The 26131-nt window shown below is 62.6% G+C and carries 24 protein-coding genes; 16 read left to right on the top strand and 8 right to left on the bottom strand.

Annotated elements, in window-relative coordinates:
* Positions 1–74 precede the first annotated feature (74 nt).
* From ACSYHF_RS02775 to ACSYHF_RS02740, 8 genes are all read left to right on the top strand, one after another.
* The gene (locus tag ACSYHF_RS02775) at positions 75–1463 is read left to right on the top strand and encodes a UbiA family prenyltransferase (RefSeq protein ID WP_425604678.1); all 1389 of its coding nucleotides are present in this window, start codon (positions 75–77) and stop codon (positions 1461–1463) included.
* On the top strand, positions 1463–2767 hold the full coding sequence (locus ACSYHF_RS02770; protein ID WP_329916046.1) for an FAD-binding oxidoreductase: 1305 nt from the start codon (positions 1463–1465) through the stop codon (positions 2765–2767). Before ACSYHF_RS02775 ends, ACSYHF_RS02770 begins: the two co-directional genes overlap by 1 nt.
* A gap of 2 nt (positions 2768–2769) precedes the next feature.
* On the top strand, positions 2770–3507 hold the full coding sequence (locus ACSYHF_RS02765; protein ID WP_111126826.1) for an SDR family oxidoreductase: 738 nt from the start codon (positions 2770–2772) through the stop codon (positions 3505–3507).
* Between the two features lie 8 nt (positions 3508–3515).
* Positions 3516–4463 (top strand): NAD-dependent epimerase/dehydratase family protein, encoded by a 948-nt coding sequence (locus ACSYHF_RS02760; protein ID WP_329916052.1) that lies wholly within the window; start codon positions 3516–3518, stop codon positions 4461–4463.
* A gap of 2 nt (positions 4464–4465) precedes the next feature.
* Positions 4466–5752: an NAD(P)/FAD-dependent oxidoreductase gene (locus tag ACSYHF_RS02755; RefSeq protein ID WP_329916045.1), complete on the top strand. Its 1287-nt coding sequence runs from the start codon at positions 4466–4468 to the stop codon at positions 5750–5752.
* Positions 5749–6141 carry a GtrA family protein gene (locus tag ACSYHF_RS02750; protein ID WP_111126830.1) on the top strand — a complete coding sequence of 131 codons (393 nt, stop codon included), beginning with the start codon at positions 5749–5751 and terminating at the stop codon, positions 6139–6141. The genes ACSYHF_RS02755 and ACSYHF_RS02750 overlap by 4 nt, the downstream gene beginning before the upstream one ends.
* A gap of 87 nt (positions 6142–6228) precedes the next feature.
* On the top strand, positions 6229–7575 hold the full coding sequence (locus ACSYHF_RS02745; RefSeq protein WP_065196222.1) for a phosphomannomutase/phosphoglucomutase: 1347 nt from the start codon (positions 6229–6231) through the stop codon (positions 7573–7575).
* A gap of 11 nt (positions 7576–7586) precedes the next feature.
* Entirely contained in the window at positions 7587–8990 is a 1404-nt protein-coding gene (locus ACSYHF_RS02740) for a mannose-1-phosphate guanylyltransferase/mannose-6-phosphate isomerase (protein WP_329916044.1), read from the top strand.
* A gap of 94 nt (positions 8991–9084) precedes the next feature.
* On the opposite strand, the gene rfbD is transcribed toward ACSYHF_RS02740, so the two are convergent.
* Genes rfbD through rfbB form a run of 4 tightly spaced genes read right to left on the bottom strand, consistent with a single transcriptional unit; the run spans position 9085 to position 12495 of the window.
* Positions 9085–9987, bottom strand: a complete 903-nt coding sequence (rfbD, locus tag ACSYHF_RS02735; protein ID WP_447576065.1) for a dTDP-4-dehydrorhamnose reductase — start codon at positions 9985–9987, stop codon at positions 9085–9087.
* Positions 9984–10541 (bottom strand): dTDP-4-dehydrorhamnose 3,5-epimerase, encoded by a 558-nt coding sequence (gene rfbC, locus ACSYHF_RS02730; RefSeq protein WP_099486271.1) that lies wholly within the window; start codon positions 10539–10541, stop codon positions 9984–9986. Before rfbC ends, rfbD begins: the two co-directional genes overlap by 4 nt.
* Positions 10538–11425, bottom strand: a complete 888-nt coding sequence (gene rfbA / locus ACSYHF_RS02725) for a glucose-1-phosphate thymidylyltransferase RfbA (RefSeq protein ID WP_049416861.1) — start codon at positions 11423–11425, stop codon at positions 10538–10540. Before rfbA ends, rfbC begins: the two co-directional genes overlap by 4 nt.
* Positions 11426–11439: 14 nt before the next feature.
* Positions 11440–12495: a dTDP-glucose 4,6-dehydratase gene (rfbB, locus tag ACSYHF_RS02720; RefSeq protein WP_005415187.1), complete on the bottom strand. Its 1056-nt coding sequence runs from the start codon at positions 12493–12495 to the stop codon at positions 11440–11442.
* 263 nt (positions 12496–12758) lie between these two features.
* On the opposite strand from rfbB, the gene ACSYHF_RS02715 reads away from it, so the two are divergent.
* The 8 genes from ACSYHF_RS02715 to ACSYHF_RS02680 are packed head-to-tail and all read left to right on the top strand — an operon-like array spanning position 12759 to position 19976.
* Positions 12759–13505: an electron transfer flavoprotein subunit beta/FixA family protein gene (locus tag ACSYHF_RS02715; protein WP_005415186.1), complete on the top strand. Its 747-nt coding sequence runs from the start codon at positions 12759–12761 to the stop codon at positions 13503–13505.
* A complete protein-coding gene (locus ACSYHF_RS02710) occupies positions 13505–14443 on the top strand; it encodes an electron transfer flavoprotein subunit alpha/FixB family protein (protein ID WP_329916042.1) in 939 nt (312 codons plus the stop codon). The genes ACSYHF_RS02715 and ACSYHF_RS02710 overlap by 1 nt, the downstream gene beginning before the upstream one ends.
* A 43-nt stretch (positions 14444–14486) precedes the next feature.
* A complete protein-coding gene (locus ACSYHF_RS02705) occupies positions 14487–15452 on the top strand; it encodes a glycosyltransferase family 2 protein (RefSeq protein ID WP_329916041.1) in 966 nt (321 codons plus the stop codon).
* The gene (locus ACSYHF_RS02700; RefSeq protein WP_329916040.1) at positions 15449–16207 is read left to right on the top strand and encodes a GNAT family N-acetyltransferase; all 759 of its coding nucleotides are present in this window, start codon (positions 15449–15451) and stop codon (positions 16205–16207) included. Before ACSYHF_RS02705 ends, ACSYHF_RS02700 begins: the two co-directional genes overlap by 4 nt.
* A complete protein-coding gene (locus tag ACSYHF_RS02695; protein WP_329916039.1) occupies positions 16204–16578 on the top strand; it encodes a hypothetical protein in 375 nt (124 codons plus the stop codon). The genes ACSYHF_RS02700 and ACSYHF_RS02695 overlap by 4 nt, the downstream gene beginning before the upstream one ends.
* Before the next feature lie 32 nt (positions 16579–16610).
* Positions 16611–17747 carry a dTDP-4-amino-4,6-dideoxygalactose transaminase gene (gene rffA / locus ACSYHF_RS02690; RefSeq protein ID WP_329916038.1) on the top strand — a complete coding sequence of 379 codons (1137 nt, stop codon included), beginning with the start codon at positions 16611–16613 and terminating at the stop codon, positions 17745–17747.
* A complete protein-coding gene (locus ACSYHF_RS02685; RefSeq protein WP_329916037.1) occupies positions 17744–19243 on the top strand; it encodes a hypothetical protein in 1500 nt (499 codons plus the stop codon). Before rffA ends, ACSYHF_RS02685 begins: the two co-directional genes overlap by 4 nt.
* Positions 19221–19976, top strand: a complete 756-nt coding sequence (locus ACSYHF_RS02680) for an NAD-dependent epimerase/dehydratase family protein (protein WP_329916036.1) — start codon at positions 19221–19223, stop codon at positions 19974–19976. Before ACSYHF_RS02685 ends, ACSYHF_RS02680 begins: the two co-directional genes overlap by 23 nt.
* Before the next feature lie 11 nt (positions 19977–19987).
* Here ACSYHF_RS02680 and ACSYHF_RS02675 read toward each other — a convergent pair whose 3' ends face one another.
* The 4 genes from ACSYHF_RS02675 to ACSYHF_RS02660 are packed head-to-tail and all read right to left on the bottom strand — an operon-like array spanning position 19988 to position 26127.
* Positions 19988–21391 (bottom strand): glycosyltransferase family 4 protein, encoded by a 1404-nt coding sequence (locus ACSYHF_RS02675; protein ID WP_329916035.1) that lies wholly within the window; start codon positions 21389–21391, stop codon positions 19988–19990.
* Positions 21388–22107, bottom strand: a complete 720-nt coding sequence (locus tag ACSYHF_RS02670) for a glycosyltransferase (protein ID WP_329916034.1) — start codon at positions 22105–22107, stop codon at positions 21388–21390. Before ACSYHF_RS02670 ends, ACSYHF_RS02675 begins: the two co-directional genes overlap by 4 nt.
* 8 nt (positions 22108–22115) lie before the next feature.
* Positions 22116–24317, bottom strand: a complete 2202-nt coding sequence (locus ACSYHF_RS02665; RefSeq protein ID WP_329916033.1) for a hypothetical protein — start codon at positions 24315–24317, stop codon at positions 22116–22118.
* Between the two features lie 7 nt (positions 24318–24324).
* A complete protein-coding gene (locus tag ACSYHF_RS02660; RefSeq protein ID WP_447576064.1) occupies positions 24325–26127 on the bottom strand; it encodes a class I SAM-dependent methyltransferase in 1803 nt (600 codons plus the stop codon).
* Positions 26128–26131 lie beyond the last annotated feature (4 nt).

The raw sequence follows: 26131 nt of genomic DNA, 5'->3' as shown, positions 1-26131 counted from the left end.
GCCGCGTCAGCCCGCGAACGATGCCCCCAGCGCCTCCTGCCCCCTCTCCTGCAGCCCACGACCGCGCCCTGTGCGTGGACCTGGATGGCACGCTGCTGGACACGGACCTTCTGTATGAATCGCTGCTGGTGCTGTTGGCGCGCAATCCGCTGTACCTGTTCCTGCTGCCGTTCTGGCTGCTGCAGGGCAAGGCCGCACTGAAGCGGCAGATCGCTGCACGCGCCACCGTCGATCCATGCCACCTGCCGTACAACCCAAAGGTACTGCAACTGTTGCGCGACACACCGCAGCGCCCTCGGGTGCTGTGCACCGCCTCCGACCAGTTGCTGGTTGCGCCGATCACCGCATATCTGGGCCTGTTTGAACAGGTCATTGCCAGCGACGGCCAGCGCAACCTGTCCGGCCCGCACAAGGCGCAGGCCTTGGTGGATGCGTTTGGCGAGCGCGGTTTCGACTACGCCGGCAATGGCACGGTCGACCTGGCGGTCTGGGCCCGCGCCGCAGGCGCCTGGGTGGTCAACAACGGCAGTGCACTGGCGGGCGCCGCAGCGCAATGCACGCGGGTACTGGGGCACTGGCCTGCACCGTCCAGGCCGCAGGCGTGGTTGAAGGCGCTGCGTCCGCACCAGTGGCTGAAGAACCTGCTGGTGTTCGTTCCCCTGTTGACCGCCCACCGCTTCCTGGAAGCACCGGCAGTGGCCGATGCGCTGCTGGCCTTTGCGGCCTTCAGCCTGTGCGCCTCCGGCGTCTATGTACTCAACGACCTGCTCGACCTTGATGCAGATCGCCGCCATCCGCGCAAGCGCCATCGCCCTTTTGCTGCCGGCCGCTTGCCGCTGCTGCACGGCCTGGTTGCGGGCCCGCTGCTGACGCTGTGCGGGCTGGCCGTAGCACTTGCCTGCGGCCCGGCATTCGCCGCAGTGCTGGCAGGCTACTACGTGCTGACCGTCGCCTATTCGCTGCGCCTGAAGCGCATCGTCATGCTCGACGTGGTGCTGCTGGCCAGCCTCTACACCCTGCGCATCATCGGCGGCACGGTGGCCATCGGGGCAGAACTGTCGTTCTGGCTGCTGGCCTTCAGCATGTTCATTTTCCTCTCGCTGGCCCTGCTCAAGCGCTATACCGAACTGCACGCGGTGCTGGCACGTGGCAAGACCCGCGCCAACGGCCGTGGCTACGGCGTGGAAGACCTGCCGCTGCTGCAGTCGCTGGGCGCTGCCGCCGGCTACTGCGCCGTCCTGGTGATGGCGCTGTACATCAACAGCCCCGATAGCGTGGAGCTGTACCGCAACCCGAAGCTGCTGTGGTTCATCTGCCCGGTCCTGCTGTACTGGGTAAGCCGCGCCTGGGTGATCGCCCATCGCGGCAACATGCACGATGACCCGATCGTGTTTGCCGCCACGGATCGGCCCAGCCAGGTGGTGGCCGTGCTGTGCGCCGGGTTTGCCCTGGTGGCGATCTGATGCGGGCCGACGCGCATTCCTGGGGGCGGTATCCGCGCGCGCCACAGTCGCTGATCAGGGTGCACGATCGGCTCGCCACGCTGCCAACCTTCGAGGGCACTGCGTTGCCGCATGGTAACGGACGCAGCTATGGCGACAGCTGCCAGAATCCGGGAGCCACCCTGCTGGAATGTCGCGATCTGGACCGCTTCATCGCCTTTGACCCGGCCAGCGGACGGCTGCAGTGCGAAGCTGGCGTCACCCTGGGTGAGATCATCGCGCTCGTTCTGCCGCAAGGCTGGTTCCTTCCGGTTACCCCAGGCACGCGTCACGTCACCGTGGGCGGTGCGATCAGCAATGATGTGCATGGCAAGAATCATCATCTGGCCGGCAGCTTCGGTCACCACGTGCTGTCCTTCGAGCTGCTGCGCAGCGACGGCGAACGCCACGTGTGCCGTCCTGGCAATGGCGACGGCTGGTTCGAAGCCACCCTCGGTGGGCTCGGCCTGACCGGGCTGATCACGCATGCCGAGCTGCAGCTGCGCCGCGTGCCGGGCAGCAGCCTGGAGGTGGAGAACATCCGGTTCTCCGGCCTGGCCGACTTCTTCGCGCTGTCACAGGACAGCAGCGAAAGCCACGAGTACAGCGTGGCCTGGATCGACTGCCTGGCACGTGCCCGCGCCCTCGGCCGCGGGCATTTCACCCGTGCCAACCATGCCGCGCAGCCGGCCGACGAACGTCCAGCCACGCCCCGGCGGCAGTGGTCGATGCCGCTGATACCACCGATATCACTGGTCAACCGGCTCACTCTGCGCCCGTTCAATACGCTCTATTACTGGCGCCAGCCGGCGCAACGCCGGCGCCACGTCTCACACCTGTTGCCCTTTTTCTATCCGCTTGATGGCATCAGCCAGTGGAACCGGATGTATGGTCCGGCTGGCTTCGTGCAGTACCAGTGCGTGCTGCCACCGCACGCGGCCGCGGATGGAGTTCCCGCCCTGCTGCAGGAAATCGCCCGCAGTGGCCAGGGTTCGTTCCTGGCGGTGCTCAAGCAGTTCGGCACGCGGCCGTCCCTTGGCATGTTGTCCTTTCCGCGGCCGGGTACCACCCTGGCCCTGGACTTCCCCAATACCGGCGAGGCACTGTGGGCCCTGCTGCGGCGCCTGGACCAGATCGTCGATGCCGCCGGCGGTGCCCAGTACCCGGCCAAGGATGCGCGGATGACTGCCGCCTCGTTCCAGCAGGCGTACCCGCGCTGGCAGGACTTCAGCCGATTCATCGATCCACGTTTCTCGTCCGGCTTCTGGCGCCGGGTCACGGAGTAAGCATGCAGAACGTCCTCATCGTCGGCGCCACGTCCGCGATTGCCGAAGCCGTTGCCCGGCGCTATGCCGCACGCGGCGCGGGGCTGTTCCTGGCTGGGCGCCGCGCCGACAGGCTGGCCGCCATCGCCGACGACCTGCGCGTGCGTGGTGCACGCGCCACGCACACTTATTCGATGGACATCAACGATCTGGCCGCTCACGCCGAGCTGCTGGCGCAGGCTTGGCAGGCGCTGGGACGGGTGGATGTGGTGCTGATTGCACATGGTACGCTGCCCGACCAGGCAGCCTGCGAAGCCTCGGTGGAGACCTGCATGACCGAGTTCGCCACCAATGGCACCTCCACCCTGGCCCTGCTGGGGCCTGTTGCCAATCGCCTGGCTGACGCTGGCAGCGGTGCGCTGGCGGTGATCACTTCGGTGGCCGGTGACCGCGGCCGCCAGAGCAACTACGTCTACGGCGCCGCCAAGGCCGCGGTCAGCACCTACCTTAGTGGCCTGCGCCAGCGCCTGGCGAAGCAGGGCGTGGCGGTGGTCGACATCCGTCCGGGGTTCGTCGACACGCCGATGACGGCCCACCTGCGCAAGGGCCCATTGTGGGCAACGCCGGACCAGATCGCGCGCCGCATCGTCGCCGGCATCGGCCGCGGCACCCCGGTGCTGTATGCCCCGGGCTTCTGGCGATTGATCATGACGGTGATCCGCCTGCTACCGCAGACCCTCTTCAACAGGATCTCGCTGTGAGCGCTGCAATGGGCTCCGAGCTGGAGCAGAAGATCATCATTCCCGGTGGTGCCGGCCTGGTCGGCCAGAACCTGGTCGCCATCCTCAGGCGCCAGGGCTACCGCCGGCTGGTGGTGATCGACAAGCACGCCGCCAATCTCGAGGTGCTGGCACGCATGCATCCAGACGTGGTGACCGAACACGCCGACCTGGCAGAGCCGGGCGCCTGGGAGCGCCATTTCGCCGGTGCCGACGCCGTGGTGATGCTGCAGGCGCAGATCGGCGGCACCGATCCTCTGCCATTCGTGCGCAACAACATCACGGCCACCGACCTCATCCTGGATGCCATCGAGCGCCACGCCGTCCCCTACACGGTGCACGTCAGCTCCTCGGTGGTCTGTTCGGTGGCCGATGACGACTACACCCGCACCAAGCGTGAGCAGGAGCAACGGGTCGCCGCGCGCGGCATTCCATCGGTCATCCTGCGCCCGACCCTGATGTTCGGCTGGTTCGACCGCAAGCACCTGGGATGGCTGTCGCGCTTCATGCGCAGGGTTCCGGTATTCCCGATTCCCGGCGATGGTCGCTACATGCGCCAGCCACTGTATGCCGGCGATTTCGCCACCATCATCGCCAGCTGCCTGCGCTCGCGCATTGCGGGTCAGCGCTACAACATCACCGGCCTGGAGAAGGTCGATTACATCGATATCATCCGCCAGATCAAGCGCAGCACGCGTGCCCGCACCCTGCTGCTGCACATCCCCTATTGCCTGTTCCACCTGCTGCTGAGGACCTGGGCGCTGTTCGACCGCGACCCACCGTTCACCGCGGCGCAGCTGCAGGCGCTGGTGGCCCATGATGAGTTCGAAGTCATCGACTGGCCTTCGATCTTCAACGTACGGCCGACGCCCTTCGCGCAGGCCATCGACGCCACCTTCAACGACCCCGAGTACGGCGACATCGCCCTGGAGTTCTGATCATGAACGAGCGCATCGCCGTTCTCGGCGCCGGCCCGATGGGCCTTGCCGTGGCCTACCAGCTGGCCCGCGACGGCCATCAGCCCGTGGTGTTCGAAGCCGATGACCGCGTTGGCGGAATGACCGCGAGCTTCGACTTCGACGGCATTCCGATCGAACGCTACTACCACTTCCATTGCACCTCCGATCACGATTTCCTGGCCGTACTCGACGAGTTGGGGCTGAGTGAACGCATGCGCTGGACCGAGACCCGCATGGGCTACTGGTTCGGCAAGCGCCTGCAGGCCTGGGGCAACCCGATCGCCCTGCTGCGCTTCAGAGGCCTGGGGCTGATGGCCAAGATCCGTTACGGACTACACGCTTTCCTGTGCACGCGTCGCAACGACTGGCGCCCGCTGGACCACGTTGAAGCTTCTTCCTGGATCCGCCGCTGGGTCGGCGCCGAAGCCTATGAAACGCTATGGCGCCGGTTGTTCGACTACAAGTTCTACGACTATGCCGGCAACCTGTCCGCGGCCTGGATCTGGAGCCGGATCCGACGCATCGGGCGCTCCCGTTACAGCCTGATGCGCGAAAAGCTCGGGTATCTGGAAGGCGGTTCATCCACTCTGCTCGATGCCCTGCATGCAGACATCCAGCGCCATGGTGGTGAGGTACGGCTGTCCTGCCCGGTGCAACGCATCGTGATCGAGGAAGGCCGCGCGCGCGGCGTCCAGGTCGGCGGCGAGCACCTGGCCTTCGACAAGGTCATTTCCACGGTGCCGCTGCCGTTCGTGCCACGCCTGGCACCGGACCTGCCCGAAGCCATCCTGGCGAAGTTCCGCGCACTGAACAACATCGCCGTGGTCTGCGTGATCGCCAAGCTGCGCAGGCCGGTTTCGGCCAATTTCTGGGTCAACACCAACGACCCGGACATGGACATCCCCGGCATCGTCGAATACACCAACCTGCGCCCGATGGATGCGCATATCGTCTACGTGCCGTTCTACATGCCCGGCGAGCACGAGCGCTATGGCGACAGCGACGAGGTGTTCGCCGACAAGGTGCGCCGCTACCTGTGCATGATCAATCCCCAGCTGGGCTCAGATGACTTCATCGACGTGCGAGTCAGCCGCTACCGCCACGCGCAGCCAATCTGCGAACCGGGCTTCCTGGACCGGCTGCCGCCGCGCCGGCTGCCGGTGGAAGGACTGTGGGTGGCCGATACCTCGCACTACTACCCCGAAGACCGCGGCATCTCCGAGAGCATCGGCTTCGGACGCGCCATGGCCCGCGAGGCGGTGGCGTGACCCTGTCCCGCCCGTTCCTGCTGTTCCTGCTGGCCGGCGGCATCGCTGCGCTGGCCAACATCCTGTCGCGCATGCTGTACAGCCACTGGATGCCGTTCACCCCGGCGATCATCGCCGCCTACCTCACCGGCATGGTTACCGCCTTCGTGCTGACCCGCTGGTTGGTGTTTTCCGGCAGCACACGCCCCCTGCACCACTCGGCGTTCTACTTCGTGCTGGTCAACCTGTTCGCGGTGGCCCAGACCTGGCTGGTTTCCATCGTCCTGGCCTACCACCTGCTGCCATGGCTGGGCGTGGACCTGCTGCGCCTGGAAATCGCCCACGTGGTAGGTGTGGCGGTGCCGGTGGTGTCCAGCTACTTCGGCCACAAGTACCTGTCGTTCCGATGACTGCTCCCGGGGCGTCGTTTCCGGAAAACGGTTCCCACACATCCGTGGCCGTAAACTACGGCGCTGACCTCATCCAGGATCCGATCAATGCCCCTGCCCGCCTTCAAGGCCTATGACATCCGCGGCCGCGTGCCGGAAGAACTGAACGAAGATCTGGCCCGCCGCATCGGCGTGGCGCTGGCGGCGCAGCTTGCGCCGGGCCCGGTGGTACTGGGCCACGACGTGCGCCTGACCAGCCCCGCGCTGCAGGATGCATTGGCCGCAGGCCTGCGCGGTACCGGGCGCGAGGTGATCGACATCGGCCTGTGCGGCACGGAAGAAGTCTATTTCCAGACCGACCATCTGGGCGCGGCCGGCGGCGTGATGGTCACCGCCAGCCACAACCCGATGGACTACAACGGCATGAAGCTGGTCAAGGAGAACGCGCGGCCGATCAGCTCCGATACCGGCCTGTTCGCGATTTCCGATGCGGTCGCCGCCGACACGTCCGAGGCGCAACCGCCGCGTGCCGCGCAGAGCGCCCGGCACGACAAGAGCGCGTATATCCAGCATCTGCTGAGCTATGTCGATGCTGGCAAGCTGCGCCCACTGAAGCTGGTGGTCAACGCCGGCAACGGCGGCGCCGGTGCCATCGTCGACCTGCTGGCACCGCACCTGCCGTTCGAATTCATCCGCATCTGCCACGAACCGGACGGCAGCTTCCCCAACGGCATTCCCAACCCGCTGCTGCCGGAGAACCGCGCCGCCACTGCCGACGCGGTGCGCGAACACGGCGCCGATTTCGGCATTGCCTGGGATGGTGACTTCGACCGTTGCTTCTTCTTCGACCACACCGGCCGCTTCATCGAGGGCTACTACCTGGTCGGCCTGCTGGCCAAGGCAATCCTGGCGCGCAACCCCGGCGGCAAGGTCGTGCACGACCCGCGCCTGGTCTGGAACACCGTGGACATGGTCGAACAGGCCGGCGGCGTACCGGTGCAGTGCAAGAGCGGCCACGCCTTCATCAAGGAAAAGATGCGCGCCGAAGACGCAGTGTACGGCGGCGAGATGAGCGCCCACCACTATTTCCGCGAGTTCGCCTATGCCGACTCGGGCATGATCCCGTGGCTGCTGATCGCCCAGCTGGTTTCCGAAAGCGGGCGCTCGCTGGCCGATTGGGTCGAAGACCGCATGGCTGCCTACCCCTGCAGCGGCGAAATCAATTTCAAGGTCAGCGATGCAAAGGCCGCCGTCGCGCGCGTGATGGAGCACTTCGCGGCGCAGTCGCCCACGCTGGACCACACCGATGGCATCAGCGCCGACTTCGGCGACTGGCGCTTCAACCTGCGCAGCTCCAACACCGAGCCGCTGCTGCGCCTGAATGTTGAAGCCCGGGGCGATGCCGCGCTGATGCAGGCGCGCACCGACGACATCTCCCGCCTCATCCAGCAGTAACCGAGGAACGCATGAGCAGCATCCAGCCCGTCATCCTGTCCGGTGGATCCGGTACCCGCCTGTGGCCGCTTTCGCGCGAGGCGTATCCGAAGCAGTTCCTGCCCTTGGCGGGCGAACTGACGATGCTGCAGGCCACCTGGAAGCGCGTGGCGCCGATCGCCGCGCGCGGACCGCTGGTGATCGCCAACGAAGAGCATCGCTTCGTCGCCGCCGAGCAGCTGCAGCAGGTTGGGGCCGAGCCGGCCGCGATCATCCTCGAGCCGATCGGTCGCAACACGGCCCCTGCGATCGCAGTGGCCGCGCTGGAAGCCACCCGCGACGGTGCCGACGCCCTGCTGCTGGTGCTGCCGTCCGACCACGTGATCACCAACGAGACCGCATTTCGCAGCGCCGTGCAGGCGGCAGCCGGCGCTGCCGAGGCCGGCAAGCTGGTCACCTTCGGCATCGTGCCGACCGGACCGGAAACCGGCTACGGCTACATCAAGGCCGCCGATGGCCAGGGCCTGCGTGCGGTCGAGCGCTTCGTCGAGAAGCCCGACCTGGATACCGCGACCGGCTATGTCAGCAGCGGCCAGTATTACTGGAACAGTGGCATGTTCCTGTTCAAGGCCTCGCGCTACCTGCAGGAGCTGGAACGCTTCCAGCCCGCGATGCTGGCTGGCAGCCGCCAGGCCTGGCAGCAGGCCCGCCGCGACGCCGACTTCACCCGCCTGGACAAGGACGCCTTCACTGCCGTTCCGTCCGATTCGATCGACTACGCGGTGATGGAGAAGACCGCCGATGCGGTGGTGATTCCACTGGATGCGGGCTGGAACGATGTCGGTTCGTGGACTGCGCTGCGCGATGTCTCGCAGCAGGACGGCGATGGCAATGCCCACCAGGGCGACGTGATCGCCATCGACTGCCGCAATACCTATGCCTACGGCCAGCGCCTGGTGGCCATGGTCGGCCTCGATGACGTGATCGTGGTCGAGACCGACGATGCGGTGCTGGTGGGCAAGGCCGACCGCATGCAGGAGGTCAAGACCGTGGTTGCGCAGCTGAAGGCCGAAGGCCGCAGCGAGGCCACCTGGCACCGCAAGGTCTATCGCCCGTGGGGCGCCTACGATTCGATCGACAACGGCGAGCGCTTCCAGGTAAAGCGCATCACGGTCAAGCCCGGTGGCACGCTCAGCCTGCAGATGCACCACCATCGCGCCGAGCACTGGATCGTGGTCAGCGGCACCGCCGAGGTGACCCGTGGCGATGAAGTGATCCTGCTCAGCGAGAACCAGAGCACCTACATTCCGCTGGGCGTGACCCACCGCCTGCGCAACCCGGGCAAGCTGCCGCTGCAACTGATCGAAGTGCAGTCCGGCAGCTACCTCGGCGAGGATGACATCGTGCGCTTCGAGGATACCTACGGGCGCAGTTGAGGTTTGCCCGGGGTCGGATCCGGTTGCTGCACAGCGGGCTCTGACCCGTTCCTGATCGGCCCGGCCGCGCTGCGTCGCCGGGCATGGCCCGGCGCTACGGCCATAAGGCCAGCTCCGCCATCACCCGCTTCAGGCCGTCCTGCCAGGTTGGCAGCACGATGCCGAAATCCTGCTGCAGCTTGCGGTTGTCCAGCACCGACCAGGCCGGACGCTTGGCCGGGGTCGGATACTCGGAGCTGGGAATCGCCTCGACCGTCGGCACCTTGGCCAACACGCCAGTGGCCAACGCTTCGGCGAAGATCGCCTCGGCAAACCCATGCCAGCTGGTCTGGCCGCTGGCGGTCAGGTGCCAGGTCCCGGACAGCTGCCCTGGATGCTGCAACGCCTGCAAGGTGACATCGGCGATCAGCGCGGCCGGCGTCGGCGTACCGACCTGGTCGGCCACCACCCGCAACGCATCGCGCTCGGCGCCCACGCGCAGCATGGTGCGCAGGAAGTTCGCGCCATGCGATGCATACACCCATGCCGTGCGGAAGATCAGGTGGCGCCCGCCTGCGGCACGCACGGCATCCTCGCCGTCGCGCTTGCTGGTGCCATACACGCCCAACGGTGCAGTCGGCTCGTCCTCGCGGTAGGGCGCGCTGCCCTGGCCATCGAACACGTAGTCGGTCGAATAGTGCACGAACGGCACGCCGTGGGCCGCGCACCAGCGCGCGATCATGCCCGGCGCCTGCGCGTTGGCGGCGAAGGCCGCATCAGCGTCCTGCTCTGCGCGGTCAACGGCGGTGTAAGCGGCCGCATTGACCACCAGCGAGGGCTGCACGCGGTCCAGCAGTGCCGGCAGGTTGTCGGGCTGGCCGAAATCGGCGGTTTCGCAGGCGCTGCCGTCGGGCAGCTGGCCGCTACGGGTGGTGGCAACCACTGCCCCCAGCGGGGCCAGCGCGCGCAGCAGCTCCTGGCCGACCTGGCCGTTGCCACCGAACACCAGCACGGTCATGGCACGTAGACCGGCAGGCGGTCTTCAGCAACGTCCTTCAGGAATGGCGCGTTCTCGTCCTTGGCCGACAAGGTCGGTGCACTGACCGGCCAGTCCACGGCGATGTCAGCGTCGTTCCAGCGGATACCCGCATCGGCTTCCTTGACGTAGACATCCGTGCACAGATAGCTGAACAGAGCGCGCTCGGACAGCACGGCGAATCCGTGGGCGAAGCCTTCCGGAATCCAGAACTGCCGCCTGTTCTCAGCGCTCAGTACCACCGCTTCCCAACGCCCGAAGGTCGGCGAGCCGCGGCGGATATCCACGGCGACGTCGTAGACCTCGCCCTCCAGCACGGTCACCAGCTTGCCCTGCGGATGCGGCCACTGGTAATGCAGCCCTCGTAATACGCCGCGCGCGGAGGATGAGACATTGCTCTGTACGAAATTGCCTGGCAATCCCTGTTCCTGGAAGCGCTCCGCATTCCAGGTTTCAAAGAAAAAACCGCGTTCATCGCCGAACACCGCCGGCTCGATGACCCGGCACCCCGGCAGTGACGTCTCGATCACTCTCACGGAACCACTCCGCGCTGGGCCAGCGTGTGCAAATACTGGCCGTAGCCATTCTTGATCAGCGGCGCAGCCAGTGCTTCCAGCTGCTCGGCACTGATCCAGCCCTTGCCGAACGCGATTTCTTCCGGGCAGCAGACCTGCAGGCCCTGGCGGGTCTGGATGGTCTCGATGAAGTTGGACGCCTCCAGCAGCGACTGATGGGTACCGGTGTCCAGCCAGGCGTAGCCACGGCCCAGCGCTTCCAGATGCAGGTTGCCTTCGGCCAGGTAGCGCTTGTTGAGATCGGTGATTTCCAGCTCACCACGCGGCGACGGCTTGAGCTCGGCCGCATGCGCGCTGGCATTGCCGTCGTAGAAGTACAGGCCGGTCACTGCGTAGTTCGAGCGCGGTTTCTCCGGCTTCTCGACCAGGTCGATGACCTTGCCACTCTTGTCGAACTCGGCCACGCCATAGCGCTCCGGGTCATTGACCCAGTAACCGAACACCGTGGAGCCTTCCACGCGCTCATCGGCGCGCTTGAGCACTTCGCGCAGGCCGTGGCCGTGGAAGATGTTGTCGCCCAGCACCAGGCAGCTCGGCTTGCCGGCGACGAAGTCGCGGCCGATCAGGTAGGCCTGGGCCAGGCCGTCCGGACTCGGCTGCACCGCGTACTGGATGTCCATACCCCACTGCGAGCCGTCGCCCAGCAGCTGCTGGAACAGCGCCTGCTCGTGCGGGGTGTTGATGATCAGAACTTCGCGGATGCCCGCCAGCATCAGCACGCTGAGCGGGTAGTAGATCATCGGCTTGTCGTACACCGGCAGCAGCTGCTTGCTGACGCCCTTGGTGATCGGATACAGCCGGGTGCCGGAGCCGCCGGCGAGGATGATGCCTTTACGCTGCGTCATGTCGTCTCCAGGGTTCAGGCCGCAGTGCCGATGCGCTGCAGACGGTAGCTGCCGTCCAGCACGCCGTTGACCCAGTCCTGGTTGTCCAGGTACCAGTCGACGGTAAAGGCGATGCCCTGCTCGAAGGTGTAGGCCGGTTCCCAGCCCAGATCGTTCTTCAGCTTGGACGCATCGATCGCATAGCGGCGATCATGGCCGGGGCGGTCGGTGACATAGGTGATCTGGCTGCTGCGCGGCTGGCCATCCGCGCGCGGGCGGCGCTGGTCCAGCAGGGCGCAGATCGCCTGCACCACTTCGATGTTCTGCTTTTCCGAATTGCCGCCGACGTTGTAGGTCTCGCCGACCTTGCCCTTGGCCAGCACGGTGCGGATCGCCTCACAGTGGTCGGAAACGAACAGCCAGTCGCGCACCTGCTTGCCATCGCCGTACACCGGCAGCGGCTCGCCGGCCAGCGCCTTGGCGATCACCAGCGGGATCAGCTTCTCCGGGAAGTGATACGGGCCGTAGTTGTTGGAGCAGTTGGTGGTCAGCACCGGCAGCCCGTAGGTGTGGTGGAAGGCACGCACCAGGTGGTCCGAAGCGGCCTTCGACGCCGAATACGGGGAATTCGGGGCGTACGGCGTGGTTTCGCTGAACTTGCCGGTCTCGCCCAGGGTGCCGTACACCTCGTCGGTGGACACGTGCAGGAAGCGGAAGGCCGCGCCCTGCTCGGCCGGCAACGCCTTCCAGTAATCACGCACGGCTTCCAGCAGGCCCAAGGTCCCCACTACATTGGTCTGGATGAACGCACCCGGGCCATCGATGGAACGGTCGACGTGGCTCTCGGCGGCGAAATTGAGCACCGCGTCCGGCTGGTGTTCGGCCAGCAGGCGGGTGACCAGGGCGCTGTCGCCGATGTCACCCTGCACGAACACATGGTTCGGGTTGCCGTCCAGGCTGGACAGGGTCTTCAGGTTGCCGGCATAGGTCAGGGCGTCGAGATTGATGACCTTGACGCCACGTGCGACAGCCTCGAGAACGAAGTTACCGCCAATGAATCCGGCACCGCCGGTGACAAGCCATGTGGGCACTACCTGTTCTCCTGATCGAAATTCATCCAAGGGGCGCCATGAAGCACCCCAGCACAGCAGCACAGGATACATGTGGTTCGTCTTCACGACTGCCTGCGTGACGTGAACGACGCACTGGATTCACGCGAGCCATGCCGCAGCGCAGCATAACCATACGCATTCGCATGGTCCCCTCAAGCCAGCTAGAATCGGGATCCCACCCCCGAACCGGTTGCTGTGCGAGGACCGGACGTTCTCCCCGTTATTGAAGGACCCCGTACCAGATGAAAATCCTCGTCGCGTACAAGCGCGTGGTGGACTACAACGTCCGCATTCAGGTCAAGCCGGACGGTTCCGGCGTGGTCACCGACGGCGTCAAGCTGTCCCCCAACCCCTTCGATGAAATCGCCCTGGAAGAAGCGCTGCGCCTGCGCGACAAGGGCATCGCCAGCGAAGTCGTGGTCGCCACCATTGCTCCGGCCGATGCCCAGGCGCACCTGCGCAACGGCCTGGCCATGGGCGCCAACCGCGCCATCCATGTGGTCACCGACCAGGCCATCCAGCCGCTGACCGCCGCACGGACCCTGCTCAAGCTGATCGAGAAGGAACAGCCGGACCTGGTGATCCTCGGCAAGCAGGCCATCGACGACGACGCCAACCAGACCGGCCAGATGCTGGCCACGCTGTGGGGCCGCCCGCAGGCGACCTTCGCCAGCAAGCTGGACATTGCCGACGGCAAGGCCACGGTGACCCGCGAAGTCGACGCCGGCCTGGAAACGCTGGAAGTCGATCTGCCGGCGGTGGTCACCACCGACCTGCGCCTGAACGAGCCGCGCTTCATCAAGCTGCCGGACATCATGAAGGCCAAGGCCAAGCCGCTGGAGACCCTGCAGCTGGCCGACCTCGGCGTTGAAGCCGCCGACACCTTCAAGACCACCCAGTACGCCGCACCGTCCAAGCGCAGCAAGGGTGTGATGGTCAAGGACGCGGCCGAACTGGTGGCCGCACTCAAGCAGAAGGGGCTGCTGTAATGAGCAAGATTCTCGTCATCGCCGAACACCACGACGGCAAGCTCAACGCCGCCACCGCCAAGACCGTCAGCGCTGCTGCCGCCATCGGCGGTGCCAGCATCGACGTGCTGGTGCTGGCCGCCGACCCGGCCGCCGTTGCCGCCGAGGCCGCGAAGATCACCGGCGTCGCCAAGGTCCTGACCGTGGCCAACGCTGCCAACGCGCAGCCCATCGCGCAGGTGCTGGCGCCGCAGATCGCGCAGCTGGCCAAGGGCTACACCCACGTGTTCGGCCCGTCGACCACCTTCGGCAAGGACCTGATGCCGTGCGTGGCCGCCCTGCTCGGCGTCAACCAGGTCTCCGACCTGATGAGCGTTGAAGGCAGCCACACCTTCAAGCGCCCGATCTACGCCGGCAACGCGATCATCACCGTGGAAGTTCCGGCCGACCAGATCGTGGTCGCCACCGTGCGTGCCGCCTCGTGGCCGGAAGCCGCCCAGGGCGGTAGCGCCGCCATCGAAGCAGCCAACGTCGATGCTGCCCTGCCGACCCACACCCGCTTCGTCGGCCTCGCCGCGGGTGCCAGCGACCGCCCGGACCTGCAGAGCGCCAAGCGCGTGGTCTCCGGTGGCCGCGGCGTCGGTTCGGAAGAGAACTTCAAGGTGATCTTCCAGCTGGCCGACAAGCTCGGTGCCGCCGTCGGTGCCTCGCGTGCCGCGGTCGATGCCGGCTACGTGCCCAGCGACCTGCAGGTGGGCCAGACCGGCAAGATCATCGCCCCGGAGCTGTATGTGGCGGTGGGCATCAGCGGTGCGATCCAGCACCTGACCGGCATCAAGGACGCCGGCACGATCGTGGCGATCAACAAGGATCCGGATTCGCCGATCTTTGAGATTGCCGATATTGGGTTGGTGGGGGATCTGTTTGCGATCCTGCCGGAGCTGGAAGCGGCGCTTTAACCCTTATCGCATCATTTTCAAACTCTCTTGGACAAAAGTGCACATGGAATCCGGCAGGGATCTCGTCAGCGACACTATTCTCGACGTTTCTGTCGTCGTTCCCGTATATGGCTGCAAGGGATGCCTTGAAGAACTCGTGGACCGAGTAGGTGCGACCCTCGACCGGGAGGGTCGCACCTATGAAATCATCCTTGTTGATGACCAGAGTCCCGATCAAGCCTGGCCTAGAATCGAGGAACTTGCCAATCTTCGCTCGGAAGTGCGCGGATTGCGCCTGTCCAGAAACTTCGGACAACACGCAGCAATCAGCGCAGGCCTGGCCAACGCCGTCGGCCACCACGTCGTAGTAATGGACTGTGACCTTCAGGATATCCCGGAGGAGATTGCCCCGTTGCTGGCCGCGTTGCAGGGTGACGTGGAGGTCGTACTGGGGCAGCGCGCTGAGCGACAGGACGGCTGGCTGAAACGCAAGGGTTCCTTGGCCTTTTATCGCACGCTGGGCTGGTTGACGGATACAGAATACGACCCTAGCACCGCTAACTTTGGAGTTTATAGCCGCAAGGTTGTTGATGCCTTGAACCGCATGCCAGAAGCGGACCGCTTCCTTCCATTGCTGGTTCGCTGGACGGGATTCAACACACGGAAAATCGTCGTTTCCCACGGTCGGAGAACCGAAGGCAAGAGTGGTTATACGTTCGGGGCACTGCTCAAAATGGCGGCCAGGATTGCGTTGTCTTTTTCGGACAAGCCACTCAGGCTTGTCATGACCGCAGCGCTGATCATCGCCGCAGGGGCAGCTGCGATTGCCGCATTCAGCGTTTATAGGTACACCGCAGGTGACATCCGGGTCGCTGGCTTTACCAGTGTCGTTGCATCGATCTGGCTGGTAGGGGGCTTGATCATGGCCAGCATTGGCGTGCTTGGCCTTTACCTGGGGAAGGTCCATAGTGAGTCCAAGGGACGTCCTCAATATCTCGTGTGGGAAGACACTCGGAAGCAGAAGAAATGACTCCATCCTCAACATTGACCGAGTCTGCCTTTGACTCGAAGCGCTTCGGCGTGAAAGTGGCGCGAGGATTGTTCGACGCAACCGACGCTGCCGAAGATGTCATCTTTGAGATTGCGCGAAGCGACGCTGACCTCATCATCTTCAGAGTCCCTGCTGGCCAGTCTCTCATCCCCACTTCACTGACGCGCCAAGGGCATGCAGTCATTCACGCCGACACATTGGTCTATTACGGCATCGACGTGCCTGCGCTGACACAGCCGGCGACGACGGCTAACGTCCGGCGAGCACGCGAGGACGATAGCGAGGCGGTTGCCCTGATCGCCAGAAATGGCTTCAACGGCTATCGGTCCCACTATGCCGCAAATCCCCTTCTGCCGGCCGAACTGGTCCATTCCGGATATGTCGAGTGGGCGATGAACCTTCTGGACGGATCGCGCGAAGGCAGCGCTACGTGGGTCGCAGAATCTGAAGGCGTCGTCGCTGGTTTCGCCAGCTGCGATTCGAAGGTGGATGAGATGGAAATCATCCTAAATGCGGTTCGACCGGATTTCGAGCGGCGGGGGCTGTACGGGAATTTGCTGCAGGCCATCATTCGTCATTGTTCTGAAGCCAGTGTCCCGAGGTTGACGGTGTCCACTCAGATCTGGAATTACACCGTGCAACGCCAGTGGATCAAGGCTGGCCTTCAGTTGTTCAAGGCCTACGATACCTACCATGTGGATCGACGCCTCACAGTTTCAGGAATTCAGAAGTGAGCCAGGTCTTTCCATGGCTGATGGTAGCGATGACGGTCATACTGACCAGCTACGGCCAGCTGATCATCAAGTGGCAAGCCGCCCTGTTCCAACCTGCTTCGAACGGACTACTCGCCAAGCTTCCATCGGTTATCCAGTTGCTGCTGAAGCCTTGGGTTCTATCTGCATTCGTGGCGGCGTTTGGGGCCTCGCTTTGCTGGATGCTGGCAGTGTCCCGACTTGAGCTGAGCAAAGCTTACCCATTCATGGCGCTGAACTTCATACTTGTATGTGTCATGGCCGTCCCTCTTTTTGGCGAATCCTTTGGAATTGCCAAGGCACTGGGCTTGGCTACAGTTGTCGTCGGCCTGCTGATTCTCAGCCAAGGCTAGAAAGCCCATCCACCCAGCTACAAGGTGTTTCCATGATTCGTTTCAATCGACCCTTCATGACGGGCAAGGAGCTTGGTGCCATTGAGCAGGCCCATACCAATGGGCACCTGTCCGGCGACGGCCCGTTCACGAAAATCTGTCATGCATGGCTGCGCGAGAAGACTGGAGCGCAGTCGGCGCTTCTGACTCATTCCTGCACTGCAGCCCTCGAAATGGCGGCCCTTCTTCTGCGACTGCGTCCGGGCGACGAAGTCATTCTACCTTCCTTCACTTTCGTTTCGACTGCAAGCGCATTTGCGCTGAGGGGTGCCGTTCCCGTATTCGTGGATATCCGCGCCGACACTTTGAACATTGACGAAAGCCTGATCGAGGCTGCCATCACCCCTCGTACGAAAGCGATCTGCGTCGTCCATTACGCGGGTGTTTCATGCGAGATGGATGAAATCCTGGATATTGCCCAGCGGCACGGACTGGCGGTTGTTGAGGACGCTGCGCAGGCCATCATGTCGATGTACAAGGGCCGCCCGCTTGGCACCATCGGTGACCTCGGCGCATTCAGCTTCCACGAGACAAAGAACATCATTTCGGGCGAAGGCGGCGCGCTGCTTTGTCGCGATGATCGATTCGCTGAAGAGGCAGAGATCATTCGCGAAAAAGGGACAAACCGAAGCCGCTTTTTCCGCGGACAGGTAGACAAATACACATGGGTGGAGGTGGGATCCTCATACCTGCCTGGCGAGATCACTGCGGCATTCCTGGCATGCCAGATGGAGGACGCAACGGAGATCACCCAACGTCGGCTGGCGATCTGGGACACCTACGATCAATGGGCAAAGAAACACGAAGCCTCTGGCCGAGTAAGACGCCCGGTCGTTCCTGAGCACTGCACTCACAACGCACATATGTATTACATGCTGCTGCCCAGTCTCCATCACCGCACTCGCTTTATTGATGGATTGCGATCGCGTGGCGTGCAGGCTGTCTTCCACTATATTCCGCTGCACTCCTCTCCAGCCGGCATGGAATGTGGCCGAACCCATGGCACCCTTACGGTAACCGACGAAACTTCAGAGCGGCTTGTACGCATGCCGTTGTGGCTGGGCCTGGAAGACGAGATGGATGATGTACTTGCAGCTGCCAACGGGGCGCTGGATGAGGCATTCTCGTGAGCAGTCAGGTTCCATGGGGGCATTTCGAAGAAGGCACTCGATTTCGCTTGGATCGACGCGCGCTGTTCGTAATTTCGTACGTCGTGGCTTTTGTAGTATCAAAGTACCTGGGGTTTTCACCCGGCTATGCTCTTGACGATTACCACATCATCAGTGCACAGCAAGACGGCGAGAACATTTCATTCTTCATTTCCCAGGGACGCTATGGCTCTGCTTTGATAGAAGCAGCGCTACGTGGAAGTGGCCTCAACATGGCGAGCTTCTCAGTTGTGTCCTTGATCGCGTCCATGGTATTCAGCGGATTGTTTTTCGCCTCCGTTCTGTCACCAGACGCCAGAACCAGCGCCTTCACTACCGCAGCTGCGGCTGCGGTGCTTGGCGCCCACTCGTACTACAGCGAGTACGTGACGTTCCGGCAATCCGCACTGCCGATGGGGATGATGTTTGGATTGATGTGGCTTTCATCAGTCGCTTATCGTCAGTTCAGATGTAGCAATCAGCTCAAGCACGCGGCTATTGCACTTCTCGCTGCCACCGGCGCTATGGGCTTCAACCAGCTGGCAGTGTGCTACTGCGCGTCCGCCATTCTTTACATGCATCTGAAGGAGACAGCAAGCTCTCAGATAGAAGCAGGCGCCTGCCTCAAGGCAGCAGCCTGGGGAACGGTTGCCGCAGCTGGAACTGGAGCACTCCTCATTGTTGCGAATACTGCATTATCAGCCTTGCTGCGGGAAGCACTGAGCCTCTCGACTGATGCCCGCGCGTCACTACTTGGCATTGCTCAAGTGCCTGAGCGCGGCGCTCAGATCCTTTCGCTGATTCCGCAGATGCTCTATCGTTCGGAGACAGTTGCGTCTCCATTGGCAAAGCTCACGCTGCTTGCAGGAATTGCAGCGCTCGTCATTCCACTCGGGCGCAAGGAACTCCGCAACTCTTTTCTCGCGATTTACTTTTTCTCAATTGGCACTGCAATCACGCTCGTTCCTGTGAGTCTCTCCAGCACGTGGTGGCCCGTTCCCCGTACATTGGTTTCGCTTGCTTTTGTTCTCGTAGGCACTGCCTCGATCATCAGCGCGGACGGCAGAAGGAGGCGTTCAATCCTGGCGGGAGCGCTTTTTACTGTAAGTGCACTTCTTTTCGCCGCACACAGCAATACTGTTTTACTCAATCAACAACGCTTGAACCGATGGGATATGGCGCAGGCCCAGGCCATCGCCCTCCGGTCAACCGCACAGTTCCCGGAGGCATCTGGAAGAATCGCCCTCTCAGGTGCCAATTGGTATCACCCGCTCGCACCTGGTATCGCTCAAGGGGACATGAATACATCCGCCTTGGCCGTAGGATGGGCAGTTGACGCTCTGTTTGATGAAGCGACCGGCCTAGATCTTCATGTCCGAAACGCTCCAGACCGCGCTGCGATCTGCGAGAATCGCCAACCGTTCCCGGCAAGGGACTCCATGATTGATATTGACGGTGAGGTTGTCGTATGCCTTTGACCGCTCGAGCAGCCACCTCCATGCAAAAGCGCCAGAATCCATGATCGTCGGAAGCGGACTTCTCGCCAAAGCATTCTCGTCATCTTTTGCCCTTGACGATAGCATCCTTGTATTCGCGTCTGGCGTTTCGAACTCCTCGGAGCATCGGGGGTTCGAGTTTGCAAGGGAGCGCGACATGCTGCGCGCCGCGCTCAATGGCAGCCATCAAACTGTGTACTTCAGCAGTTGCGCAGTTGCCAACCCAAACCAACCAGCTACGCCCTACTTTTCCCACAAGCGAGAGATGGAACGGCTCGTCATCAAGAGCAACGGCATTGTCTTCAGACTTCCCCAAGTGGTGGGAAAATCGACCAATCCCAACACACTGACAAACTTTCTGTTTGATCGCATTCGCACCGGAGAGCCGTTTGACCTTTGGATCGGGGTGGAAAGGAATCTCATCGACATCGACGATGTGGCAATCATTGCCACTACCCTCATTCGTCGTGGCTTGGTAACTCCTGGAGCGACCGAATCAATTGCCGCACCGCGCTCTGTGACAATGCAGGAAATCGTGAACGTGTTTGAGGACGTGCTAGGCAAGAAGGCATCTTACGCCCCAATGGAAAAGCACCTCGCGTTCCCGATCGAAAGCGAACTGTGCCAAGCAGTTGCACGTGAATTGGGCATTCAGTTCAATGACTCCTATCTGCGAAACCTCATCGCAAAATACTATCCATCCGCAGATGCGTAGGGCAACCCGCCCTACGCAACACCCATGTAATTCTTGATTCCATGAAGGCTGGAGGTGAACGCAATCCAGCTTCTGTCCCGCGCAAGACTCATATACTGACTACGCCTCAGCTGAGCTCGCAGCTCTGTCGAAGTTGCCAGTTCCGTCAACTTGCGTGAGAAGGTAGCGACGTCCTCGAAATCCTCGACCAGCCAGGATCGATCGACGAAATCGCGTATCCCCCCGACGTCCGGGGCCACGATTGGCAACCCCGCAGCCGCCACATCGAAGAGGATCGTGGGCACCCCCTCCCATGCCGACGTGTGTAGATATGCCACGTGATCTGGACGAACAACATCTTCCAGTCTTTTGAATGGTCCATGCATGGTGACGTTTGGGAGCTTTCTGAGCTGCTCCTCAGCTGGGTCTCCCGCAGATATGACCGCAACGCCATGCACATCGAAATGGAAACTGGGCAACCTCAATGCAATCGCGGCGAGCACGTCAGGCCTCTTCTGTCGATCCAAACGACCTGCCCATAGAACACGTGGGCGGTCTACCGACTGAAGAGTGGCGCTCGACTCACTCCACTCACGATCATAAGGGAAGGGTAAAACCGTGAAGGAGTTGATTGGCACACCGAGCTCACGCGACCAAATGGACGGATATACGCTGTTGTCACAGAAGACAGTCTCGATGTGCTTGTAGCACTCGCGAAGATACGCTCTCGCGTATCCAACAGGCACCATGCTTGAGTTGTAGTCGTCGCAGAAGAGCGACGCAAACAGCATTGATCGCTGGCGCAACGCCAATCCAGCCAACTTGATCGACTGCCAAGCAACGCGTGAATTGATGTTATGAATAACAGCCGGCTTAAGCTGAATCAGCAATCGAATCATCAACTGGACTTGAACGTCGAAGTTCAACTCTCCCACAAGGCGGCCGAACTCAACCAATCGGACACCGGACGGGAGCTTATCTGCCCAAGGAGAGGGATTTGGCTCGGTGGTGATTACCAGAATCTGCGCGGGAGAAACCGATTCGCTCCACGCCTTGAGATGGTAGAGCGCGCCACGATCCGCCCCTCCCGGCACCAACCAAGGAATTATCATCACATGAGAGTAGGCCTTTCGACCGATCTCCTGCATTACTTCCTTGTAGACCTCGCCCGGCCGGGGGATCACAGGAATGCCGTAGTGCTGATAGTGAAGGGTGTCTCCATGCGGACTCAGCAACTCAGGCTCGATCTGCGCCAACGCCACGGCTTCCTCAACCAACCAGGATGGCATCTGAGGATTTCCATGCGTCGCCACATCGGCCACACGTCCCATGCGCCGCGCAAACCAACCGAGAATGCGCCCCAGCTCATAGCGAGGATTGCTCAACAGCTGGCGAAAGCTGACTTTGCCTATCAGCTGGATAAGACGGCGGATCACGACAGCCCCTCGAAATCAAAGAGCTTGCTAGGCGGCATTACGACCTGCAGGGCTTTGCTCGTCTCGTTGACGGAACCGGAGAATTTCCGACGGTAGAAATACGCAGTTCCAGGAACAACCAGATGCTCATAGCCAGCCGCCGTCGTTTCGCAGTTCCAGTACCAATCTTCATAGCCGAAACCGGTGGTACCCGGGTAGCAGGCAAGATAAGGGATCTCACTAAACACATTGCGCCGTGCAAAAACAGCACTAATCCATGGATTGATCAGCAGCAAAGATTCACGCGAGTAATACTGACCACGCTGATCGATCTGCCAATTAAACGCGTTGTACATCCCGAAACTGACAACCATCTCCGGATGCAGGACAGCGTTCTCTGCCATACCAGCGGAGTATTCCACGTGCCGCTGGAAGTAGTCTCGACTAATCAGGTCATCTCCATCCAGAGTGCACACAAAAGCACCGCTGCACCGGTCGACTCCCACGTTGCGCGCCAGTGCAGAGTCTCCGACAGTCGTTTCAATTATCAGTTCATTTCCCGCCAAAGCAGGATGTCCACAGACGATACGCGTCGTTTCGGCGTCCGCATTGTCTAGCACCAGCACAAGCTCCATGTTCACACCAGCCTCGCGCGCCCGCTCTTTGGAGAGCAGGTAGCTGCGCAGCGTGGCGTGAGCCAGGATGCCCTCTCGATGAAACGTAATGATCGCCGACAACTGGCAGCTCACTTGACCGATCTCCTACCGAATACGTACGACAACATACGCAGAGACATCCTCACAATTCTTCTGAACGGAACTTGGTCCAGCGCTGTTGCCAGACGGTTCATTTCCTCTGCAGCGACATCACCAGGAAGGGGCGCCTGATGATTAATGCTCACAAAGAACTGGCCAGCGTTGGTGAGCCGGCGTGCAGCGTCCACAACACGACCGTAAGCAAGATCCAATTGTCTGACCTCGTCCTCAAGCCTCTCGATCCTGTTCAGAAGCTCCATCTTCTCAACTGTGGCACGCCGCGATGCCAACCTGAAGGCCGCTTTTGCTCCTGCAAGATCCTGGCTGTACCTATTGTTCTCTTCGGTAACTCGATCCAGCTCAGAGGTTAGATTGTGATACTGCCCGTCCAGCCAGTCCTTCGCGTCCTGTAGACGCTCTTGCCATTTCTGCCTGCGCTGCTGCTCGGTTCGTAGTTCGACCAACTGCGCACGCCATGACCGATTCGCCCATTGCCAGGCCAGACCAGGTCGAAGCGGTGTCTCCGCGGTCAACCGCAAGGCCGCGGCAAGACAGGCGGCCTCGTCCATGACAGCGGCAAACTCAGGCATGGCGAATGTTTCCGGTGCCTGCGGATCACCGACGACCGCACTCCAGTCTGGCTGCGCAGACAACCTGCGAACTTCGTTCAGCCCATGTGCCCAGGCATTTTTGGCACCGACGAGATCGCCGTGGCCGAAACGAATCCACCCCAGCCTCGTAGCGGCCGCGGTTGTTTTGGTTCCCAGCAAAGGACTGAAAGCCAGCACATCGAAACCGAGCACTCGCTGATAAAGCGCGGCAGCCTGCTCAAGCTCCCCCGCAGCGTGATGCACGGAGGCTGCCGCATATGTGAGCGAAACCTGCCAGCGGAGTACGGTTGGGTTATCCGCCGGGACTTCGATGTAGCGCGCAGCAGCGTCAAGCAAGGGTCTGCGGTCATCGCTCTGAACTGCCACCGGATCGTACAGAAGAACGCACAGCGCGGCTCCATGGTCCGCCGACCCGCTTGGGGCGTCGGCCAGGATCTGTCGGGCCAACTGTCTGCGCAGGGGAGCCGAATGAATGCGTAGACCATCAGCCACGATCAGCCTGACCACACTAGCATCCACGTAGTCACGCTGAAACGCGATGATATTTGGCAACTGGCAGTCCGACCTGCGAGTTACGCCGGGCCCTTTGGTCTTCACCGCCAGCAGCACCAGCGCATCGGCGACCGCCTTGCAGTCGGGATCGATCAGGAGCTGTCCACTGTCATCACGCAGCACCTCCAGAAACTGATTGACGCCTACCGGGCGAGACAGGCTCTGCCACCAAGCACGGTCAATCTGGAGCCCATGCTGGGTCAGCGCCTGCATCAAGGCACGCTCACCAATATGACGTCCGTCTTCCAGCGGCACGGCGATTACGAGACGGCCACTGCGCACGAGTGCTGTCTGCACGTCGTGGAGCTCCTGCGCCCAGTCCGATCCGTCGTGTCCAAGACAAGTGACGACCACGTCCGCTTCTGCAGCTTGAGGCTGCCATGTCGCACGCGGCAGCCAGGCAACGTCTGGCCCGAGGTCCGACGGCTCAGGTTGGTCAGTGACAACGCCAAGCCAGCCGCAGCGCGCCTGCTGATGCAGGATTCGCCAGAGATTGTGGTCTGCCGCGTCTGCGGCAAGCACCCTGTCGCCAGGGCGGACCAAGGCGGAGGCCAGCCCGTGGTAACACGCGCGCAACAGCGTTTGGTCTGATTCTTGATCGACACCGACGCGGGCGAGCAACAGCACGCAGAGCTCTTGGCTGACACTTCGTAACGCAAACTGAGCGGTATGCCGCTGCCAGCCGGAAGCCGCTGCCTCACCCACCCATAACGCGGCTTCATTGAGAAGCTCTCCAGGTGCGACTAGCATCAAAACAGCCGCGTCCAGTGCCAGTGCTTGCTGGCGCTGTTCCAGTGTCTCGCCCCAGGCGATGACGCCGCGTTCTGGACGCTCGAATGCAAGGGCCATGTCCCGGTGCGCGACCGCGCAGCCCGCCGCACGCAGTGGCGGCAGCAGATGCTGTAAGGCTGAGCCGACCAGTGCGCAGTCCGACGGCCCTACTGCCTGCAGGTAGTACTCGGCAAGCTCGCCTGCCAGCAGGGACGGAAGTGCTGGACGCATGACCTCTTGCAAGTCAGTCGTGGTCATCAAGGCCTCACGTAATGCCGTCGACGTCCGGCCCGCGGGCCTGATTCAACCGTTGGATCTCTGCGTTCAGCGCGTGATACTGCCCGTCCAGCCAATGGCGGGCCAGTTCCAACTCTGCCGTATGACTCTCCAACTCGCTGATGCGTTGCATGTGCTCGTGGTACTTGCCGTCCAGCCATGCCTTCGCATCGATCAGCTGACGTACCTCGCGCGCGCCCATGTTGATCTGCTCGGCACCATCAGCAGGTCCAGACACGACCGCGCGATCCTCGCCGTCGCCCAGCATCGTATCGCCTGCGCCCAGCAGGTCGGATAGCACGCTGGCATGTTGGCGCAGCACCAGGTAGGCATGACCAGGCCGGTCACCTCGGCTTCCATCACACTGAGTAGCGGCCAGATGAAGCAATCCGGCAGCCGCCGCCTCCGACCCGGCACACGATAGCGCCTGACGGGCGGCAGCCTGCACGCGTTGCCAGCGCTGCTGGGCACCGTCGCGCTGGCCCTGCAGCATCAGGATGACAGCAGCAAGCGCCTGCTTTCGCGCATCGCGCAGGGAGTCCGATCCATCCAAGTCGGCATCGAGCAGTGCCAGGGCCGCTTCGGGGTGGCCGTCGGCCAGCAATGTCCTGGCCTGCGCAAGCGGATCCGTTGAGGGCTGGTCGGCGGCGCTGGCCTTTCGCGCCAGCACCAGCAGCCACTCGCCGTCGCCGGTCGGCCCCACTGCCGGATCAATCTCCAGCATGGAGCGCGCCGAAAGATGCCGCTTCTGGCCACCGCCTGCATCCTGCAGCCAGGCTTTCTCGATTACAAATCCGTTGCGTTGAAACTGGGCGATCAGACGCGGCCAATCGTAGACATGGAAATGGAACGGATTGGGGTCTTCGCCGGTTTCGTCCGACCAGTCGTTGGGAACGCTTGCGTAGACTCGTCCGTGTGGCGACAGCACGCGGTGCAGTTCGGCCAGCAGGCGGTCGGGTTCGGGAAGATGTTCCAACGTCTCAACAGACACGGCGAAATCAGCTGATGCGTCGGCCATGCCCGACAGGTTCTGCGCATCACCGACGACGAACGTCATCGGCGTCGGTGACACCGGCGCAAAATTCAGATTGGCATACTCCACCGCGTAGTCGCTGGCATCGAGACCCGTAAACGAGGCAGCGTCGCTGTTGTGGGCCAACTGATAGGAACCGTAGCCAAGGCCGCAGGCCACGTCGATGACACGATCACCCGGTCTGATGAACTGGGCCGCCTGTGCGTAGCGGGTCATGTGGGCATCCGATCGCCGGCCCGGCTCGCGCGTCATATCGGTGTGCAGGTCGCGTTCTTCCTCAAGCGCTTTCAGCGGATACACAGCCAGTGCCGGTGCCGGAACACGCTCGAACGACACCATCAACAGTCCGGTAACGCGGTCGAGTTCGCCGTAAGGCGCGACGCGCTCGTTGAGCGGGTGCTTGCGCCACTCCGCCTTGATGAGCGCGTGCTCCCAGGTCGCGCGATCAATCTGGGCAGCTGCGTCACCCAGCACTACCAGACAAACCGGTCCAGCAACGCCTGTGAGCAACCGTTGCACCTCCGCAGCCGGGGAAGCGCTTGCGTGCGCCATCACAAGCACAGTGGCGGCTGCGGCGCTGCCGTCGCCGTCCGTAGTGACGTTGACTCCCGCCCGCCGCAGTGCGCGTGCGAGAGCCGGCACTTCATCTCCCAGCAGCGACACGGGCCGTAACGGCAGCCAGTTGAGCAGACGGGCGACTGTCACGCGCAGGATTGCGGGCGTCATCGCCGCTTGACGCAGGGGGGGGGTCGTTTCCATCACA

This window comes from Stenotrophomonas maltophilia group sp. P373, assembly GCF_053295075.1.
This window is presented reverse-complemented; position numbering and strand designations above follow the sequence as displayed.